The sequence below is a fragment of the Microbacterium sp. K36 genome, from assembly GCF_004794355.1.
GTDB classification, from domain to species: Bacteria; Actinomycetota; Actinomycetes; order Actinomycetales; family Microbacteriaceae; genus Microbacterium; species Microbacterium paraoxydans_D.
In genome coordinates, this window is sequence record NZ_SSDN01000082.1 from 26,895 (window position 1) to 45,419 (window position 18,525).

The following is an 18,525-nucleotide window of genomic DNA, read 5'->3' on the forward strand; positions in this document are numbered from 1 at the left end:
TGCGCGCGGCGCAGTCCCGACACCCGACCGTCACCCGGCGTTCACCGTCCGTGCGCCGGAGCGAGAGACGGCCCGGCTGTGCTGAGCCCATGCGGATGTCGGTGATCGGATGCGGGTATCTGGGAGCGGTGCACGCCGCGGCGATGGCCTCGCTCGGGCACGATGTCGTGGGGATCGACGTGGACGAGGGCAAGGTGGTCGGCCTCTCCGCGGGTGCCGCGCCGTTCTTCGAGCCGGGGCTCGCCGAGCTGCTCGACGAGGGGCTGCAGTCAGGGCGGTTGCGCTTCGCCGCGGATCCGGCTGCCGCCTCCGGTGCGGATGTGCACTTCCTCGCGGTCGGCACCCCGCAGTCAGCCTCCGGCCCCGCGGCCGATCTCCGCTTCGTCGACGCGGCGATCGACGGGCTGCTCCCCCACCTGCGGCCGGACGCGGTGGTGGCCGGGAAGTCGACGGTCCCCGTGGGAACCGCCGCCCGTCTGGCCCGTCGGATCGCGCAGACCGGCGCGACCCTCGTCTGGAACCCCGAGTTCCTCCGGGAGGGCTGGGCCGTCCACGACACCCTCCGCCCCGACCGTCTGGTGGTGGGGGTCGAGGACTCCCCGCAGGGCGCCGCCGCCGTCGATCTGCTCCGCCGCGTGTACGCCGGGGCGATCGACGCGGGCTCGCCCTTCCTCGTGACCGACCTCGCCACCGCGGAGCTCGTGAAGGGTGCCGCCAACGCCTTCCTCGCGACGAAGATCTCGTTCATCAACGCCATGGCCGAGATCGCCGAGGCGGCAGGAGCGGACGTCACCCTGCTCGCCGAAGCACTCGGACACGACTCGCGCATCGGCCGCCGCTACCTCGGCTCGGGGATCGGGTTCGGGGGCGGCTGCCTGCCCAAGGACATCCGCGCGTTCGCGGCGCGCGCCGAAGAGCTCGGACGCGGGGAGGCCGTCGGCTTCCTGCACGAGGTGGACGCCATCAACCTCCGCAGACGGGATCGGGGGGTGCGGCTCGTGGTGGATGCCCTCGGCGGCCTCGTCTTCGGGCGGAGGATCGCCGTCCTCGGCGCTGCCTTCAAGCCCTTCAGCGACGACGTCCGCGATTCTCCCGCTCTGGAGGTGGCCGTGCGGCTGCGGGGACTGGGCGCCGACGTCGTGGTGACCGACCCCGCGGCGCTCGAGAACGCCCGCGCACGGCATCCGCAGCTCGGGTACGCCGCGTCCAGGGACGAGGCCCTGCGGGACGCGGATGCGGTCGTCGTCGTCACGGAGTGGGACGAGTACCGCCGCGAGCTCACTCCGCAGCACGCCGGCGGACTCGTGCGGGGCCGCATCGTGATCGACGGGCGGAACTGTCTGGACGCCGACGCCTGGCGGGCTGCCGGCTGGACGTACCGCGGGATGGGGCGACGCTGAGACCTCCCGTCGGTCAGACCACGCCGGCGTCCTGCGGCACCGTGGAGCGCCCGACGTAGACGTAGTCTTCGTGCTTCGCCCGACGCCCGTCCCCCGCGGCGCGGCCGTGCAGTCGTCGCCACACCCACGGGAGCGCGTACTGCCGCCACCAGGCGGCGCGTCCGATCGGCTCGTTCTCGTGCAACGCCGCATCCAGCACTCCCAGCGCGTCGGCGTGCGGTACCCCGAGCACCTCCGCGACGCGGTAGGCGAGGAAGCGGTGTCCTCGACTGCCGAGGTGCACGAGGTCCTCGCCCCAGTGCTGCCGCTCCCCCAGCTCCGGATGCAGATCCGTGTCGATGAGGATCGAACCGGTCCGCGCAGCGACCCCTGCGAGCGCCGTGGCGAAGGCGGAGAAGCGCCGCGCGTACAGCGCCGCCGCGCGGCGGGCGGGCAGGAACGGGGTGACCAGGATCACGTCGGCACCGGTCGCGCGCAGCCGCCGCACCGCGGCCTCCAGGCTCGCGGCGAGCGCGGCCACGTCGACGCGGTGCCTCACAAGATCGTTGGCACCCACCAGCACGGTGACCAGATCGGGGCGGAGGTCCAGCGCTCTCTCCGCCTGCCGGCCGCATACGTCGGCCACGCGCTTCGAGCGGATCGCGAGGTTCGCGTAGTGGAGGCCACCCCGCGCGGCGAGAAGCAGCGCGAGCCGGTCCGCCCACCCGCGGAGCGCCCCGTCGGGGCCGGGGTCGCAGAGCCCCTCGGTCACGGAGTCGCCGAGGGCGACGATCCTTCGCCACCGGCGCGCGGGCGCGGGCGGGGCCGGCTCCGGTCGGACGAGGCGCCGAGCGCCCAGCCGACGGTCCACGGCGTGCAGCCTCCGCGCCTCCTCGAAGTGATCCAGGAGCTGATCTCCGAGGTGCGCCCAGCTCCGGCCCTGCACCGCGCTCCAGCCCGCCTCCCCGAACTCCCGACGCCGACGCTCGTCTCCGGCGAGCGCGGTCACGCGATGGCGGAGGTCTGCGAGGTCTCCTGGTCGGTACAGCCATCCGTCGATGCCGTGTCGGACGAGATCGAGCGGGCCTCCTCTGCCTGTGGCGACCACGGGAACACCGCTTGCGTGCGCCTCCTGGAGCGTCTGCCCGAAGGTCTCGCTCTCCCCCGGATGCACGAAGACGTCGAAGGAGGCCAGCGCCGCGGCGAGCGCCTCCCCGTCGAGCCGCCCGAGGAACAGGGCGTCGGGAAGCTGCTCCTGCAGCCGCTCCCGCCGGGGGCCGTCTCCGACGATGACGAGACGCGTGCCGGGGATGCCGTGTAGCGCGGCGAGATCCTCCACCTGCTTCTCGGGGGCGAGGCGTCCGACGTAGCCGATGACGATCTCGGCTCCCCACTCGGCCCGGAGCGCGTCGCTGCGCCGCGAGGGGTGGAAGAGCTCGGCGTCCACACCCCGCCCCCAGGACCGGATGCGGTCGATGCCGAGCCGGCTCAGCTGCTGTGCCGACTCGGTGGACGGCGCGAGGGTGAGCGTCGCCCTCCGGTGCAGTCGAGCGATGTGGGCATGGGCGATCCCGGTCGTCGCCGCGACGCGATACCTCTCCGTGTACGCGGCCACGTCGGTCTGGTACGCCGCGACCGTTCCGACACCCCCTCGTTCTGCAGCGAGCAGGCCCCGCCACCCGAGCGCGAACGGCGACGCGAGGTGGACGACGTCGGGACGGAAGCGGTGGAGCTCCGCGCCGATCCTCCGAGTGGTCGCCGCGCCCACCCGGACGTCCCGGTACCCCGGGAGCGGGACGCTGGTAATCGCCGTGACGGGCGCGCCGTGCAGCTCCGCCGGGATTCCGATCGCGGCCGGAGCGAGCACACAGGAATCATGCCCTCGGCGCTCCAGGTGACGGAGGATCTGCATCACGGATCCGGTCACACCGTTCATGTGCGGAAGGAAGGACTCGGTGACGATCGCGACTCTCACACCCTCAGGATGGCGGCGCTCCCCGTCCCCGCCGAGGGGAATCGGCGTCGGGCACCGGATGTTCACCGGATGCTGGATCACGGGTCACCGGCTATCCGCGCGTTGGTTCCCGTTCACCACCTCGGGGCAGAGTGACGCCCGTGCCGACAGACCTGCTCGCTGACGTCCTCGCCGGCCCCTGGAGCCTGGCCGCGATGAGCCTGCTCGTGCTCGGTGACGCGTTCTTCGTCGTCATCCCTGGAGAGATTGCCGTGACCGCCCTCGGCGCCGTGGCGGTGACCACCGGAACGCCCGCGCTCTGGGCGGTGGTGCTCTGCGCTGCGGGGGCAGCGGTGCTCGGCGACGCCTGTTGCTATCTGATCGGCCGCGTCGTCGGCACCGAGCGCTGGGGCTGGATGCGAGGGCGCCGCGTCCGGCAGGCCCTCGCCTGGGCACGCGAGCGGCTGGACCACGGCACGGCCACGGTACTGTTCACCGCGCGCTTCGTGCCGTTCGCCCGGCTCGCCGTGAACCTCGTGGCGGGCGCCTCCCGCATCCATCCACCTCGCTACCTGGTACTCGTGACCCTGGCCGCGCTCGGGTGGGCGGGCTACCAGGCCGCCGTCGGAGCGATGGTCGCCGCAGTACTGCCCGGGGGCCCTCTCGTCGCCGTCCCGGTGTCGGTGGCACTCGCCGTCGCCCTGGGGCTCGGGCTCGACCGACTCACCCGGGGGCGGGAGCGGTGACCCTCGCCGCCCGTCCGGCCGTGCTCTAGGCTCGGGAGCATGAGCACCGAAGAAGGCGCCGGCTCCTCCTCCGAGGACATGAAGCGCAAGTTCAAGGAAGCGCTCGAGAAGAAGAACGCGCACCACCGGCAGGGCGAGGCACACCTCGACGGCGATTCCGCCGTGCATGCCGCCAACGCCCCGCAGACGCGGCGCGAGTTCCGACGCAAGAGCGGTTGACCGCGCGGATGCGGGAGCCGGTCTCCCTGCTCCCGCATCCCTCTCCGCAGACAGGGACGTGCCCCGCACCGGAAGGCGCGGGGCATGTCCATGTCAGGCAGCCGTTCGGGTCACTCTCCGGCGAGACCGCCGAGCATGTGACCGAAGGAGCGTCCCTCACCCAGGTAGGTGGCGGGGTCGTACGGGTCGACGACGGCAGCGGCATCCCTGCGCGCGACGGCCTCGGCGAGTTCCCTCGCACCCTTCTCGACCCGCTTGGCCAGCGGCGCGACGTCGTCTCCCGCGCCGCCCCAGTCGCTCGACGCCGCGAAGACGCCCGTCGAGACGGCCTCGGCATGCAGGTAGGCGAACAACGGTCGGATCGCGTAGTCGATCGCGAGGGAGTGCCGCGGCGTTCCCGCGTTGGCTCCGATCAGCACCGGCTTCCCGGTGAGCGCGTCCGGGTCGAGCACGTCGATGAACGACTTGAACAACCCGGAGTAGCTCGTCGAGAAGATCGGGGTGACCGCGATGAGGGCGTCGGCCGAGACGACGGTGTTGATCGCCGTCTCGAGTGCGGGAGGCGCGAAGCCGGTCAGCATGTTGTTCGTGATGTCGTGCGCATGGTCGCGCAGCTCGATCACGTCGACGGTGGCCTCGATGTCGCGCTCCGCGAGCGCCTTCACGGTCTCCGCGGCCAGCCGGTCGGCGAGCATCCGGGTGGACGACGGGTTGGACAGCCCCGCCGAGACGACGGCGATGCGACGCGTGGTCATGTCAGGCCTCCTTCCGGCCGAGTCCGAATGCGGCACCAGCGGGCGCCGGCGTGTCCTGGTAGGGCGAGTCCCCGGTGAGGTTGTCTCCGCGGTTCGCACCGGGGCGCGCCTGCCGGGTGGGCCCGTCACCGTACGTCGCCTGCACGCGCGCGGCGTGGGTCGGCGCGTCGGGCACCGTGGACGGGCGGTCCTTCGCGAGCTCCTTGCGGAGCACCGGCACGACCTCGGAGCCGAGGATGTCGAGCTGCTCCAGGACCGTCTTCAGCGGCAGACCCGCGTGGTCGATGAGGAACAGCTGGCGCTGGTAGTCGCCATAGTGCTCGCGCATCGCCGCGTACCGGTCGATCACCTGCTGCGGCGATCCCACGGTCAGCGGGGTCATCTCGGTGAAGTCCTCCATGCTGGGGCCGTGACCGTAGACGGGCGCGTTGTCGAAGTACGGGCGGAACTGGTTCACCGCGTCCTGCGACTTCGCGGCCATGAACACCTGGCCGCCCAGACCGACGATCGCCTGCTCGCGCGTGCCGTGGCCGTAGTGTTCGAAGCGCTGACGGTACAGCTCGATGAGGCGCTGGTAGTGCTCCTTCGGCCAGAAGATGTTGTTCGCGAAGAAACCGTCGCCGTAGTACGCGGCCTGCTCCGCGATCTCCGGAGTGCGGATCGAACCGTGCCACACGAATGGGGCGATGCCGTCGAGGGGACGGGGCGTGGACGTGAAGCCCTGCAGCGGGGTGCGGAACTTGCCCTCCCAGTCGACGACGTCCTCACGCCACAGCTTGTGCAGCAGCGCGTAGTTCTCGATCGCGAGCGGAAGGCCCTGACGGATGTCCTGCCCGAACCACGGGTACACCGGGCCGGTGTTGCCGCGGCCCAGCATGAGGTCCATGCGGCCGTCCGAGACGTGCTGCAGCATGGCGTACTCCTCGGCGATGCGCACAGGGTCGTTCGTCGTGATCAGCGTCGTCGAGGTCGAGACGATGAGGCGTTCCGTCTGGGCGGCGAGCGCGGCGAGGAACGTCGTGGGACTGGACGACCAGAAGGGCGGGTTGTGGTGCTCGCCGATGGCGAAGACGTCGAGGCCCACCTCCTCGGCATGCGTGGCGATGGCCAGCGTCGCCTTGATCCGCTCCTGCTCGCTGGGGGTGACTCCCGTGGTGGGGTCGCGGGTGATGTCGCTGACCGACATGATGCCGAACTGCATCGCCTGCGCGCCTGACTGCTCGCTCATGATTGCTCCGTGTTCTCCGAATCGGATGTCGGACATCCGGTTCTATTCATTTGAATGTAATTGGGTCAACGCGTGCAGGGCAACTTTATTCCCGGCCGGTAGCCTCGGAGAATGAGCACCACCGGAGTCGGGACGACGGGGCCCCACACAGGGCCGGTCGCCCGCAAACGCCGACGCGTGCCCTTCTGGGACAACGCGCGATACGCCTGCATCGTCCTGGTGGTGTTGGGTCACGCCATCCAGCGCCTCAGCTACGACTCGGACATCGCCTTCGCCCTCTACCTGGCGCTGTACGCGTTCCACATGCCGGCGTTCGCCATCATCTCGGGCTACTTCTCCAAGTCGGGCTCCCCCACCCGGACGCAGATGGCCCGCGTCATCACCGACATCATCCTCCCCTACGTCATCTTCGAGGCGCTCTGGACGCTCACGAAGTGGCTGGTGGAGGGAGAGACCACCCCGAATCCGACCCAGCCCAGCTGGACGCTCTGGTTCCTGCTCGCGCTCGGGATCTTCCGTCTCGTCCTCCCCTACCTCGCGCTGCTGCGCTGGCCGCTGCTGTGGACGGTCGTGATCTCCGTCGGCGCCGGCTACCTCCCGAACGTCGACAGCACGTTCTCGCTCTCCCGGACCCTGGGCCTGCTGCCGTTCTTCACCCTGGGCTGGTGGCTCCGGGAGCGGAACGTCGTCGACCGCCTCCGCCTCCTCGACGTCCGCCCGTGGTGGAGCCGCGTCCTCGCGCTCGTCGTCCTCGGCACGGCCGGATGGGCGGCGTGGAACTGGCTGCCGCTGTGGCAGGCGGTCGACCTGCGGCACTGGCTGTTCTACGAAGACTCCTACGTCGACCTCGTCGGCGACCAGTGGTGGGCTGGCGGCATCCGCATCCTGCTCATGCTGCTGGCGGTCGTGCTGTGCACCGCCTTCTTCGCCCTCATCCCGCGCGGAGCGTACTGGTGGACCACGTTCGGCCAGTACACGATGTACGTCTACCTCCTGCACTCCTTCGTGCTCTACCCGTTCCGCGAGAGCGGCGTGCTGCGCGACCTCGAGCCGACCTGGTTCTGGCTCCCTGCGGTCACGGCGCTGTCGGTGGTCCTCGCGCTGCTGCTCGCGACCAAGCCCGTGCGGCGGGTGTTCCGTCCGCTCGTGGAGCCGCGGCCGCGGTGGCTGTTCGCCGACCCCGAGCTCGCCTCGCGGGAAGGCCGCCGGAACGATCCGACCGGCTCCCGGCGTCCGCGATGACAGCCGCCCACCCCGCGTCCGAGGTCCGGGACCGGCTCGTGGCGATCGCCGACTCCCAAGGGTTCGCCGCGCACGGGCTCCACGTGCGCATCGGCGACGACATCGCGGATCACCGCTGGACGCCCGACGTGCGTGAGGACGTGCACTCGATCGCGAAGGGCGTCTGCGTGCTGGCCGCCGCGCTCGCCGCCGACGACGGGCTGATCCGCCTGGACGATACCGTCGCCACCCTCCTGCCGGACCACGAACTCGGAGAGGGCGTCGCTCACATCACCCTGCGTCACCTGCTGTCGATGTCGAGCGGCATCGACCTGCCGTGGTCCGAGACGCTGATGACGGACTGGCCGGATCTGGCCCGCGAGTTCCTGCGACGACCCTCGCGCGGGCGTGTGTTCCAGTACTCCAACGCGAGCACCTACACCGCGATGACCGCCCTCTCGACCCGGGTGGGCGACGTCGGCGACTACCTCTCGACGCGCCTCTTCGCCCCGCTCGGCATCGAGGACGTGGCGTGGTCCCGCTGCCCGAACGGACGCATCGAGGCGGGTGGCGGCCTGCCGCTCCGCACCGAGGAGGTCGCGCGCCTGGGGCTGCTCATCCGCGATCGCGGCTCCTGGCGGGGTGGACAGCTGGTCTCGCCCGAGTGGATCGACGCCATGCATCAGGACGGCGTCGTCGCGGGCGTCAACCCGGGTTACGACCGCTATGCGCTCGCGGGCTGGCAGGGTCCGGGGCGGGCGTGGCGGCTGCACGGGGCCCACGGCCAGCTCCTCCTGTTCCTCCACGACGCGGTCGTGACCGTCACCGCTCACGATCACGCCGGGGCGGATGCCTTCGCGGCCGCGACCGTCGGTGTCCTCGAAGAGGTCGCGGTCTCCCCCTGAGTCCTGCTCAGGCGAACAGCTCCGCCCCCACGTACGAACCCGGTCGCGCTCCCGGCGGGATGGCCCAGATGCCCGAGCCCACGTGACGGATGTACTCGTTGAGACGATCGGTCGACAGTCGGCGCTGCAGGCCGATGAACTGCGCGGGATCGCGCTGGTAGGACAGGAAGAACAGCCCGGCATCCAGGCGCCCCAGAGTGTTGTTGCCGTCGACGTAGTTGTACCCGCGGCGCAGGATGCGGATGCCGTCGTTCTGCTCGGGATGCGCGACCCGGACGTGGCTGTTCGCATCGATCGTCGTGCCGTGGAAGTCCGGAGCCGTGAACTCGTCGCCTCCGGAGAGCGGCGCCCCGACCCCCTTGTCCCGTCCGATGATCGTGTCCTGCTCGGCCAGGCGCACCCGGTCCCAGGTCTCGATGAGCATGGCGATCTTCCTGGCGACCAGATACGAACCGCCCGCCATCCAGGACGGCTCGTCGCCCTCGGCGACCCAGACGTGGTCGGCCAGCGCCGCGATGTCGTCGGCGAGGATGTTGGCCGTGCCGTCCTTGAAGCCGAAGAGATTCCGCGGCGTGGCCTGGCTTGCCGTCGTGCGCGAGGTCTTGCCGAATCCGAGCTGCGACCAGCGCAGGCGCGCCCGTCCGAACGCGATGCGGCTGAGGTTGCGGATCGCGTGCACGGCGACCTGGGGGTCGTCGGCGCAGGCCTGGATGCACAGGTCGCCGTGCGACGCCGTGGGGTCGAGGTCGTCCCCGAGGAACGCGGGGAGCCGTTCGAGACCGGGCGGCCGCCGGGCGGCCAGACCGTAGCGATCGCCGTCCTCGTTCTCGAACAGCCCCGGACCGAACCCGAACGTGAGGGTCAGGCCCGCGGCGGGGAGCCCCAGCGCCTCCCCCGTGTCATCCGGGGGCGCTTCGGCGGGACCGTTCACCGCGCCGCTCGCACTCACCTCCAGCCCCTGCGTCATCCGTGCCGCGGCGTACGACCAGTCCTGAAGCAGGGAGAGGAGGTCGTCCCGGTCGGTGCGAGGCATCATGTCGAAACTCGCGAAGTGCAGGTGGTCCTGCACCGGCGTCGTGATGCCCGCCTGGTGCGCGCCGAAGAACTCGTACCGCGACTCGGCCTCCTCCGCGGCGCGTGCGCGTCCGAGCGCCACGCCGCCGGCCGTCCCGGCTCCCAGGCCGACGGCCAGGCCCGCGACCCCACCGCCCACGGCCAGCCCGAGCAGCCCGCGGCGGCTGAGGCCGCCGCGGGAGGGCGCGGGAGGCGACCCCGCTGCCGTCTCCCGGGCCTCCGGTTCCGACTCGTTCACGTCCGTGCTTCTCCGTGTGCCGTCGTCAGTCGAGCACCGTGCCGGTGAGCTGCGAGAGCGGCTCAGCCAGGGCGTTGATGAGATCGGTGAACTCCCGCTTGTCCGCTTCGGTCAGCTCGCCGTAGCTGACGAACCCGTCAGCGAGCGAGCCGTGCGCGGCGAGGGACTCCTCGAGGGCGGCGTAGCCGTTCTCGATCTCGGAGACAAGGGCTTCACCGTGATCGCCCTGTGCTGCGGCGAAGTCCTGCACGAGCGAGAAGGCCATCTTGGAGCCCTCGACGTTCGCGGCGAAGTCGAAGAGATCCGTGCCGGACCACCAGTCCTCCTCGCCGGAGATCTTGCCCGTGGCCACCTCGTCGAGCAGCGCGATCGCGCCGTTGGAGATGCCGGCGATCCCCTGGTCGTCCAGCGCGGTCGTGAAGTCGTCCGAGTGCACGTAGTCGTACAGCTCCTGCACGTCGGCCAGCAGCAGATCGCCGTAGTCGGCGCGCTCCGCAGGCGTGGACGGCGCCCAGTCCTGCCACGCCGGCGTCTCGCCGTCGGCGTTCAGCGCGTCCTTCGCCGGCACCCAGAGGTCCTTCTCGATGCGGTGGAAGCCGGTCCAGTCCAGCCCTTCCGCGACCGCATCGACCTCTCGGTAGTCGATCCGCGGGTCGAGGTCCCCGAGCGCCTCGGCGACGGGCTCGATGCGCTCGTAGAACGCCCTCGTCTGCGGGAAGAGCGTGCGGGCGGTCTCGTCGTCACCGGACTCGTACGCAGCCACGAGGTCTTCCACGGCCGGTACGAGCTGCCCGACCTGATCCTTCACGAAAGCCCCGTAGAGATCGACGGCCTTCTGCTTCTGCTCGGCGTCGGGGCCGTCCACCGCCACCCGGTCTCCGGTCACCGTGAACGAGGCCCGGCCGACACCGTCGCCGACCATGCCCGGCTTGCAGAGCGTGAAATACTCGCCCGGCTGGGCGACCACCGTCAGCGTGCGGGACGCGGCCGGGGCGATGTTCTCCACCTCTCCCACGATGCGCAGACCGTCCTCGGCCAGTAAGTAGAACTCGGAGACCTGATCGGTGTCGTTCGTCACGTCGAACGTCAGCGTCCCGCTCTTCGCGGTGGAGCCCGAGACGGCGCAATCGGTGTCGGTGGACGACACGTCGAATGCCCCGGTCGCCGCGGCGTCGCTCTTCGCGACGCAGCCGCTGAGGAGGAGGACGGCGGTGCCCGCGGCGGCGGCCGCGGCGAGGACCCGGTGCGAGGTGATCATGCTGCTCCTTGCTGTGTGAGGGAGGACGTCGGGGCGGCGGCGGAGGCGCCGCGCGTCGAAGGGCGTGCCGAGCGCAGGCCGCGGAGGTAGAGCCCGCCCACGACGAGGAGGTAGAGGCCCCAGGCGAGCACCTGCAGCCATGTCATGGCGGGCATGAAGCCGACCGTGGCCTGCAGGACGGAGGCCAGCGCGCCGCCGGGAGCGATCGCCGCCGACACGTCGAACGCCCAGCCGAACGGGAAGCCGGCCGCGCCCACGGCGACGGCGCCGGTGACCGGGTCGAGCGGAGCGGCGGCGGTGAACGGGCCGGGAAGCGCGCCCGCCTCCTGCAGATCCATCAGCGCGTAGGCGAGGACGCCGGCCGCGACGATCACGAGGAAGCCGCCCGTCCAGGCGAAGAAGCGCCGCAGGTCCAGGCGCAGCGCCCCGCGGGAGATGAGCCAGCCAAGCACGACGGCCACGGAGAGTCCCAGGAGCGCGCCGACGAGCGCCGAGGGGGCGTCGCCGAAGGACTGTACCATCGACCACAGCAGCAGCGTGGTCTCGATGCCCTCGCGCGCGACGGACACGAAGCCGATCGCGACGAGCGCCCAGAGGCCCCCGGCCGTCAACGCCCGGTCGATGCCGCCCTCGAGCGTCGCCTTCATGGTGCGGCCGGCGCGCTGCATCCAGAAGATCATCCACGTCACCATCGCCACCGCGACGAGCGAGAGACCGCCGCCGATCAGCTCCTGGGCCTGGAAGGTCAGCTCGTAGGCCCCGAAGGTCAGGACCGCGCCGATGCCCAGAGCGAGAGCGATCGCGAGACCGACGCCCGCCCACATCCGCGGCAGCGCGTCACGACGCCCGAGCCGGCGGAGGTAGGCGACGAGGATGCCGACGACGAGCGCGGCTTCGAGACCCTCGCGGAGTCCGATGAGGAAAGTGGCGAGCACGGGAGACACACTCTCTGACGGGCGACTGAGGTAAGGCATCCCTTACCACCGAGACTCTAGCACCGCGACCGGACCTCACCCGACACCGCCCACCGAAGTAATGGAGTGCAACAGAGCATCCTCGGGCCTCATCTGCGACATAGCCTCGGTCCATGGCTGAACTCTCGCTCCCCATCCTCGACCTGTCCCAGCTCGACGACGGCCCCGAGGCCGCGGCGCGCTTCCGCGACGACCTCCGCGCGGCCACCCACGACGTCGGCTTCTTCTACCTGACCGGCACCGGGATCTCGCCGGAGCTCGAAGCGCGGCTGCACCAGGCCGCCCTCGACTTCTTCGCGCTGCCGGAGGAGGACAAGCTCGCGATCGAGAACGTCAACAGCCCGCACTTCCGCGGCTATACCCGGATCGGCGGCGAGCGGACCCAGGGCAAGGTCGACTGGCGCGAACAGATCGACATCGGCCCCGAGCGCGAGCCGGTCGAGGGCGGGCCCGTCTTCAACCGCCTCACCGGCCCGAACCTCTGGCCCGCCGCGCAGCCGGAGCTGAAGGAGATCGTCACGGAGTGGCACGACACCCTGACGGAGATCGCCCGCAAGCTCCTGCGCGCCTGGGCTCTCACCCTCGGGGCGGAGGAGACCTACTTCGACGAGCCGTTCCGCGAGCCGTCGACCCTGATCAAGATCGTGCGGTATCCGGGCACGAACGAGCCGGAACCGCAGCAGGGCGTCGGCGCGCACAAGGACTCCGGTGTGCTGACACTGCTCTGGGTCGAGCCCGGCAAGGGCGGTCTCCAGGTCGAGCGTGACGGCGAGTGGGTGTCGGCTCCCCCGGTGCCCGGCGCGTTCGTCGTCAACATCGGCGAGCTGCTGGAGTACGCCACCGGCGGATACCTCAAGGCCACGAACCACCGCGTGATCTCGCCGCGGGCGCCGGAGGAGCGGATCTCGATCCCGTTCTTCTTCAACCCCGCGCTCGACCAGCAGCTGCCGCTCCTCGAGCTCCCCGCGGAGCTCGCCGCCGAGGCGACCGGAGTCACCGAGGACCCGAGTAATCCGATCCACGCGACCTACGGCGAGAACGCCATGAAGTCCCGCCTGCGGGCGCACCCCGACGTGGCAGCCATCCACCACCCCGACCTGGTGCAGGCGACCGCCTGAGCGGATCCACACCGCCACGACATGACGAAGGCCGCCCCACACCGTGGGGCGGCCTTCTCAAGAATGTTCTGCGCGATTGAACGCTGGGTCCGTGGTGCCTTATCGGCGAAGACCAAGGCGTGCGATCAGCGAGCGGTAGCGCTCGATGTCGACGCTCTGGAGGTAGCCGAGCAGACGACGGCGCTGACCCACGAGCAGGAACAGACCACGACGCGAGTGGTGGTCGTGCTTGTGCTCCTTCAGGTGCTCGGTGAGGTCCTTGATGCGCTGCGTCAGCATCGCGGCCTGCACCTCGGGGGATCCGGTGTCACCGGGGTGCGTCGCGTACTCTTCGATGATCGCCTTCTTGACGTCTGCTTCCAGTGCCATAGATTCGATCCCCTCTCTGCTTGTTGCGCGGCGCCCGACGCCTGATGCGTGAGCTCTCTTTATCCGCGGCCGATCGAACGGCAACCTGACGAGTCTACCAGCCCGAACGACCACGGCGGGACACGGCGTCCGGAGCGAGGTGCACCGGTCAACTAGGCTCGGGATGTGCAGAAGAAGATCGCCCTGTGAGCTCCCGACGCGGCCATCTGATCGACCTCACCCCGCTGAAGGCGAGCCCGGCCTTCGCCCGGATGTGGATCGGCTCGACGCTCGCCGGGATCGGCGGTCAGCTCACCATCGTGACCGTGATGCTGCATGTGTTCGAACTGACCGCGAGCACGTTCGCCGTCTCGATGATCGCCGTCGCCGGCCTTCTCCCGATGGTTCTCGCAGGCCTCTACGGCGGCATGCTCGCCGACGCGTTCGACCGCCGGCGGGTCGCGCTGATCGCGGCCACCGTGACCTTCGCCTCCACCGCGCTCCTCGCCGCGCTCACCTGGACCGGCACGGAGACGATCTGGTGGCTGTACGCGCTGAGCATCGTGAACTCGGCGGCGAACTCCGTCGGGATGGCCACGCGGACGGCGATCGTCCCCCGACTCATCCCCCGCCGCATGCTCGCCGCCGCGTCCGCGCTCAACGGCGTCGCCTTCGGACTCACGGTCATGGCCGGCCCCGCCCTGGCCGGACTCCTCGTCGCGCTCACCGGATACGGCTGGACGTACACGATCGACGTCGTGCTCATGCTGTCGATGTTCCTCGGACTGTGGACCCTCCCCGCCCTGCGCCCCGAAGGCGACATCGTGCGCCCCGGCCTCGCCTCGCTCGTCGACGGCTGGCGCTTCCTCCGCCGGGCGGGCAACATCCGCATGCAGTACGTGATGGACATCATCGCGATGACGTTCGGGCAGCCGCTCGTCCTCTTCCCGGCACTGGGCACCGTGATCCTCGGAGGCGGGGCGTTCACGACCGGCATACTCACGGCGGCGGTCGCCGTCGGCACCTTCTCCTCGAGCCTGTTCTCCGGCCGCGTGGTGCAGTACCGGTGGCACGGCCGCGGCATCGCCCGCGCGATCGAGGCGTACGGCGCCGCCATCGCCCTGTTCGGCCTCGTCCTCCTGATCGGCGCCTTCTCCGGGACACCCGCCGGCGAGGACCGGCCGCACGTCCTGCTCATCGTTGCCGCCTGCGTGACGCTCGCGCTCTCCGGCGCCTCGGACAACGTGAGCTCGATCTACCGCAACACCATGATGCAGGCGGCAGTGCCAGACGCTATGCGTGGACGCCTGCAGGGCCTGTTCGTCGTGGTGGTGACCGGAGGTCCGCGCGTCGGTGCCCTCTACGCCGGGACGCTCGCGACGCTGACCTCGCTGTGGTTCCCCCCGCTGCTCGGCGGGATGCTGGTGATCGCCCTCGTCGCCCTCCTCGCCCGACGCCACCCCCGGTTCCGCGCCTACGACGCAGAGAACCCCGAGCCCTGACGGGCCCGGGGTTCGGAGAGGTCTGCGCGTCAGTCCTGCTGCAGCGCACCCTGGAGGTCGAGCGTGATCGTGACGTCCTTGCCGACGAGCACGCCGCCGGTCTCCAGCGCGGCGTTCCAGGTGAGGCCGAAGTCCTCACGGTTGATGACGGTCTTGGCGGAGGCACCGGCCTTGTAGTTGCCCCACGGGTCGCTGCCGAAGCCGCCGAAGTCGAGCTCGAAGGTGACGGGCTTGGTGATGCCGCGGATGGTGAGGTCGCCGTCCACGAGGAAGTCGCCGCCCTCGACGCGCGCGCCGGTCGAGACGAAGTCCATGGTCGGGAAGTTCTCGGTGTCGAAGAAGTCGGCGGAGCGGAGGTGCTGATCACGACCCTCGTCCTTGGTGTCGACCGAGGTCACGTCGACGGAGGCCTCGACCTTGGCGTCGAGGGGGTTCTCCGGGGCCACGAGCGTCGCGCTCTTCACGCCGAAGGTGCCGCGCACCTTGGAGATCATCATGTGACGGACGCTGAAGGTCACCTCGCTGTGGGACGGGTCGAGGACCCAGGTGCCGGGGCGGTAACCGGGGATGTCGATGCTGCTCATGAATGCTCCTCAGGAGTCGTCGGCCGCGGTGGCGGCGAAAGGGATGGCGCCGCGATCGTCCGCGGCACCCTTCCCACAACATACATTCACTCGCATGTATTCCCGTGTCGAGCAGAAAGTCCGGAGACATCGGAAGCGCCCCACACCACAGGGTGCGGGGCGCTTCCGAACGAGGGCGTCAGCCGACGGCGACGAGGTCGATGATGAAGATCAGCGTCTTGCCGGAGAGGAAGTGCCCTCCCCCGGCCGGGCCGTAGGCGAGGTGCGGCGGGATGATCAGCTCGCGACGACCGCCGACCTTCATGCCGGGGATGCCGTCCTGCCAGCCCTGGATCAGGCCGCGGAGCGGGAACTGGATGGTCTCGCCGCGACCCCACGACGAGTCGAACTCCTCGCCGGACTCGAACTCCACACCGGCGTAGTGGACGGTGACGGTGTCGCCGGGCTTGGCCTCGGCACCGTCACCCTCGATGATGTCGCGGATGACCAGTTCTGCGGGCGCAGGGCCGGTCGGGGCGTCGAACTCGGGCTTTGTGCGATCAGTCATGGCTCCATCCAACCCGACCGTCGCGCGCCCGGTCAACGCGACCGCACCTGCTCACAGCGAACACCTCGTCGAGCCGCCTCCACCGCCCCGGCGCGGAGGCTCTTGACACATCCCCGGGGCCGGGTGCACCCTGGTGGCAGATCAACTCAGCGCCCGGGAGACATGCAGGCATCGCCGCAGCACCGGGCGCTGAGTCTGTCTCCGGGCGCGCCGCTCAGTAGGCCAGCAGCGCGGCTCGTGCCGCCCTCGTCCGGATCAGCAAAGCACGCTCGTCTTCGACCGCGAGCGGGTCGCGACCGGTGATCGCCCGCTGGCGGACGGCGGCCAGAGCCGTCGCATCCTTGATGAACTCGCGCATCAGCGGCCGGCGATCACCACGCAGCTGCGCCGCCCAGGCGAGGCCCACCTTCCGGCCGGCCGGCGTCGCCAGCATCGTGACCTCCTCCGGCGTGAACCAGCCGGCGGCGGCATACTCGGCCAGGCGGGCGCGGGTGAGGCGGGCCTCCTCGCGCCGCAACGCGATGATCCCGAGGATGAAGCCGATGAACAGCGGCACCTGGAGGGTGAAGTAGAGCCCGAAGAAGTCGGCGAACGTGGCCGAGCCGTTCCACAGCCCGTGCAGGAGGATCGCTCCGACCATGCCCAGCAGGCCGGCTCCGGCCGCCGCACCCGCGGACGCATGACGGCGGGCCACGAGCCCGATCGCGAACCCGGTCAGCGAGGTGAACATCGCGTGGGCGAACGGCGACAGCACCGCGCGCACGATGAACGTGACGCCGAGCTGCTCGCCGCCGCCCTCGATCAGACTGATCGCGAAGTACTGGATGTTCTCGGTGAACGCGAAGCCCGCGCCGACGAGCGCCCCGTAGACGACGCCGTCCACCGGACCGTCGAAGGAGCGCCGCGCGAGCAGGAAGATGAGGAAGACTCCGAGGCCCTTCCAGAACTCCTCGACGATGGGCGCCTGGATCACCGCCGAGAACTCCTCGGAGCGGATGCCGAGCAGCATCGTGAGACCGATGTCGACCAGGAGCGTGAGGCCGACCGCGGCCACGGCACCCCAGGCGATCGCGAACGCCACGAGACGCTTGGGCTCCGGCTCCCAGCGGTCGATCATGCGCACCCCGAGGAAGACGATGGTGAGCGGGATGAGGGCCAGCACGAGCCCCACCACGGAGGCGGTCGGCCCGAGCGCCCAGCCGAAGTAGCCGATGAGCGCCAGCAGGAGGAAGCCGAGGAAGCCGAACAGCCACAACGAGATCGTGCGGCCCTTCCTGTTCGGCACCGGGAGAGCCGGCAGGGACTCCGCAGGCGACGGCGCGACCGGGGCCGGCGGCGTGTAGGGCGTCGGCTGCGCGAGCGCAGATGCGTAGCCCGGCTGCTGCCCGAACGACGGCGGCAGGTACGGGGACTGCGCGTACTGCGCAGCGGAGTACGCGCTCGGCTGCGCGGGCGGCGCGGACGGGGGCGTGTACCGCTCGGGCTGGTGGGGGTCGGACGGTCCTCCGAAGGTCATGGTCAAAGCTTATGGGGCACAAGCATCCGCGCCGGGCTCTGGGGGCTTCCTCCACCCGACGAGCCGCACGCACCCGGTAGCGTAGAAGCATGCGGTTCGCTCACCTGCGCCGTCCAGACTCCCCTCGTGCGGTTCTCGCCGTGGTGGAGGGCTCGGACGCCATCCTCGTCTCCGATCTCCTGTCCGACGCGCCTGCCACCCTGCAGCAGCTGATCGAGCGGGGAGACGCCGGACTCGACGAGCTCCGCACGGCCCTGCGCGACGGCGACGCTCCGCGTCACCCCCTGAACGGCTGGGGCTTCGCCTCCGCGGTGATCGGCCCGCCCGCCGTGCTGGCCGTCGGCCTCAACTACGCCGCGCACTCCAGCGAACTCGGCCTGAAGACCGACGCCGCGCCGACGGTCTTCACCCTGTGGCCCAACTCGCTCACCGGGCACGACCAGACGACCTCCTGGCCCAGGAGCCTCAGCGAGGCCGTCGACTACGAGGCCGAGCTGGGCGTGCTCATCGGCACCCCGGCGAAGGACGTCTCTGAAGCCGACGCCCTGGCGCATGTCTGGGGCTACACGGTGGTCAACGACATCACCGCGCGGAACATCCAGTTCTCCGAGGCGCAGTGGTCCCGCTGCAAGTCGTTCGACGGCTTCACCCCCACCGGCCCGTTCGCGGTGACCGCCGACGAGATCGCCGACCCGCAGGACCTCCACATCTGGACCGTCGTGGACGGGCACACCGTGCAGGACGCCAGCACGGACCAGATGGTGCGTTCGGTGGCGAAGCTCATCGCCCATCTCTCCCAGTCGCTCACGCTGCTGCCCGGCACCCTGATCTCGACAGGCAGCCCCGGCGGGGCCGGCTACTCCCGCGACCCGCAGATCTTCCTCCGCGACCGCTCGACCGTCACGGTCGGCATCGACGGGATCGGCGAGCTCACGACGCACTGCCGCATCCTCGACTGA

18 protein-coding genes are annotated in these 18,525 nt (G+C 70.6%); 8 read left to right on the forward strand and 10 right to left on the reverse strand.

What is annotated here, in order from left to right:
- Positions 1-89 precede the first annotated feature (89 nt).
- Positions 90-1,400 (forward strand): UDP-glucose dehydrogenase family protein, encoded by a 1,311-nt coding sequence (locus DW296_RS10170; RefSeq protein ID WP_136052137.1) that lies wholly within the window; start codon positions 90-92, stop codon positions 1,398-1,400.
- Between the two features lie 13 nt (positions 1,401-1,413).
- Here the strand turns inward: DW296_RS10170 and DW296_RS10175 are convergent, their stop codons facing one another.
- Complete coding sequence (locus tag DW296_RS10175) at positions 1,414-3,354, reverse strand: GDSL-type esterase/lipase family protein (protein WP_136052138.1); 1,941 nt, start codon at positions 3,352-3,354, stop codon at positions 1,414-1,416.
- A gap of 140 nt (positions 3,355-3,494) precedes the next feature.
- Between DW296_RS10175 and DW296_RS10180 the strand changes: the two genes are divergently transcribed.
- Together DW296_RS10180 and DW296_RS10185 are read left to right on the forward strand one after the other, a co-directional pair.
- Positions 3,495-4,079 (forward strand): DedA family protein, encoded by a 585-nt coding sequence (locus DW296_RS10180; protein ID WP_136052139.1) that lies wholly within the window; start codon positions 3,495-3,497, stop codon positions 4,077-4,079.
- A gap of 39 nt (positions 4,080-4,118) precedes the next feature.
- Positions 4,119-4,298: a DUF5302 domain-containing protein gene (locus DW296_RS10185; protein ID WP_136052140.1), complete on the forward strand. Its 180-nt coding sequence runs from the start codon at positions 4,119-4,121 to the stop codon at positions 4,296-4,298.
- Between the two features lie 110 nt (positions 4,299-4,408).
- Here the strand turns inward: DW296_RS10185 and DW296_RS10190 are convergent, their stop codons facing one another.
- Together DW296_RS10190 and DW296_RS10195 are read right to left on the reverse strand one after the other, a co-directional pair.
- On the reverse strand, positions 4,409-5,053 hold the full coding sequence (locus DW296_RS10190; RefSeq protein ID WP_025103206.1) for an FMN reductase: 645 nt from the start codon (positions 5,051-5,053) through the stop codon (positions 4,409-4,411).
- 1 nt (position 5,054) lies between these two features.
- Complete coding sequence (locus DW296_RS10195) at positions 5,055-6,281, reverse strand: LLM class flavin-dependent oxidoreductase (RefSeq protein WP_025103205.1); 1,227 nt, start codon at positions 6,279-6,281, stop codon at positions 5,055-5,057.
- Positions 6,282-6,392: 111 nt separating this feature from the next.
- Here DW296_RS10195 and DW296_RS10200 point away from each other — a divergent pair, with 111 nt between their 5' ends.
- Both DW296_RS10200 and DW296_RS10205 read left to right on the forward strand, forming a co-directional pair.
- The gene (locus tag DW296_RS10200; protein WP_136052141.1) at positions 6,393-7,523 is read left to right on the forward strand and encodes an acyltransferase family protein; all 1,131 of its coding nucleotides are present in this window, start codon (positions 6,393-6,395) and stop codon (positions 7,521-7,523) included.
- A complete protein-coding gene (locus tag DW296_RS10205) occupies positions 7,520-8,407 on the forward strand; it encodes a serine hydrolase domain-containing protein (protein WP_136052142.1) in 888 nt (295 codons plus the stop codon). The genes DW296_RS10200 and DW296_RS10205 overlap by 4 nt, the downstream gene beginning before the upstream one ends.
- A gap of 7 nt (positions 8,408-8,414) precedes the next feature.
- On the opposite strand, the gene efeB is transcribed toward DW296_RS10205, so the two are convergent.
- The 3 genes from efeB to efeU are packed head-to-tail and all read right to left on the reverse strand — an operon-like array spanning position 8,415 to position 11,912.
- Positions 8,415-9,719 (reverse strand): iron uptake transporter deferrochelatase/peroxidase subunit, encoded by a 1,305-nt coding sequence (gene efeB, locus DW296_RS10210; RefSeq protein WP_136052143.1) that lies wholly within the window; start codon positions 9,717-9,719, stop codon positions 8,415-8,417.
- A 25-nt stretch (positions 9,720-9,744) separates the two neighbouring features.
- On the reverse strand, positions 9,745-10,977 hold the full coding sequence (gene efeO, locus DW296_RS10215; RefSeq protein WP_136052144.1) for an iron uptake system protein EfeO: 1,233 nt from the start codon (positions 10,975-10,977) through the stop codon (positions 9,745-9,747).
- Complete coding sequence (gene efeU / locus DW296_RS10220) at positions 10,974-11,912, reverse strand: iron uptake transporter permease EfeU (RefSeq protein ID WP_136052145.1); 939 nt, start codon at positions 11,910-11,912, stop codon at positions 10,974-10,976. The genes efeO and efeU overlap by 4 nt, the downstream gene beginning before the upstream one ends.
- 152 nt (positions 11,913-12,064) lie before the next feature.
- Here efeU and DW296_RS10225 point away from each other — a divergent pair, with 152 nt between their 5' ends.
- On the forward strand, positions 12,065-13,069 hold the full coding sequence (locus tag DW296_RS10225) for an isopenicillin N synthase family dioxygenase (RefSeq protein WP_136052146.1): 1,005 nt from the start codon (positions 12,065-12,067) through the stop codon (positions 13,067-13,069).
- A 99-nt stretch (positions 13,070-13,168) separates the two neighbouring features.
- Here the strand turns inward: DW296_RS10225 and rpsO are convergent, their stop codons facing one another.
- Positions 13,169-13,438 (reverse strand): 30S ribosomal protein S15, encoded by a 270-nt coding sequence (gene rpsO, locus DW296_RS10230; protein ID WP_017203073.1) that lies wholly within the window; start codon positions 13,436-13,438, stop codon positions 13,169-13,171.
- A gap of 185 nt (positions 13,439-13,623) precedes the next feature.
- On the opposite strand from rpsO, the gene DW296_RS10235 reads away from it, so the two are divergent.
- Entirely contained in the window at positions 13,624-14,919 is a 1,296-nt protein-coding gene (locus DW296_RS10235; RefSeq protein WP_136052147.1) for an MFS transporter, read from the forward strand.
- 29 nt (positions 14,920-14,948) lie between these two features.
- Here DW296_RS10235 and DW296_RS10240 read toward each other — a convergent pair whose 3' ends face one another.
- From DW296_RS10240 to DW296_RS10250, 3 genes are all read right to left on the reverse strand, one after another.
- Entirely contained in the window at positions 14,949-15,503 is a 555-nt protein-coding gene (locus tag DW296_RS10240; protein WP_025103197.1) for a YceI family protein, read from the reverse strand.
- 178 nt (positions 15,504-15,681) lie between these two features.
- Entirely contained in the window at positions 15,682-16,050 is a 369-nt protein-coding gene (locus DW296_RS10245) for an FKBP-type peptidyl-prolyl cis-trans isomerase (RefSeq protein WP_025103196.1), read from the reverse strand.
- A gap of 214 nt (positions 16,051-16,264) precedes the next feature.
- Positions 16,265-17,566 carry a PrsW family intramembrane metalloprotease gene (locus DW296_RS10250; protein ID WP_136052148.1) on the reverse strand — a complete coding sequence of 434 codons (1,302 nt, stop codon included), beginning with the start codon at positions 17,564-17,566 and terminating at the stop codon, positions 16,265-16,267.
- 89 nt (positions 17,567-17,655) lie between these two features.
- Between DW296_RS10250 and DW296_RS10255 the strand changes: the two genes are divergently transcribed.
- Complete coding sequence (locus DW296_RS10255) at positions 17,656-18,525, forward strand: fumarylacetoacetate hydrolase family protein (RefSeq protein WP_136052149.1); 870 nt, start codon at positions 17,656-17,658, stop codon at positions 18,523-18,525.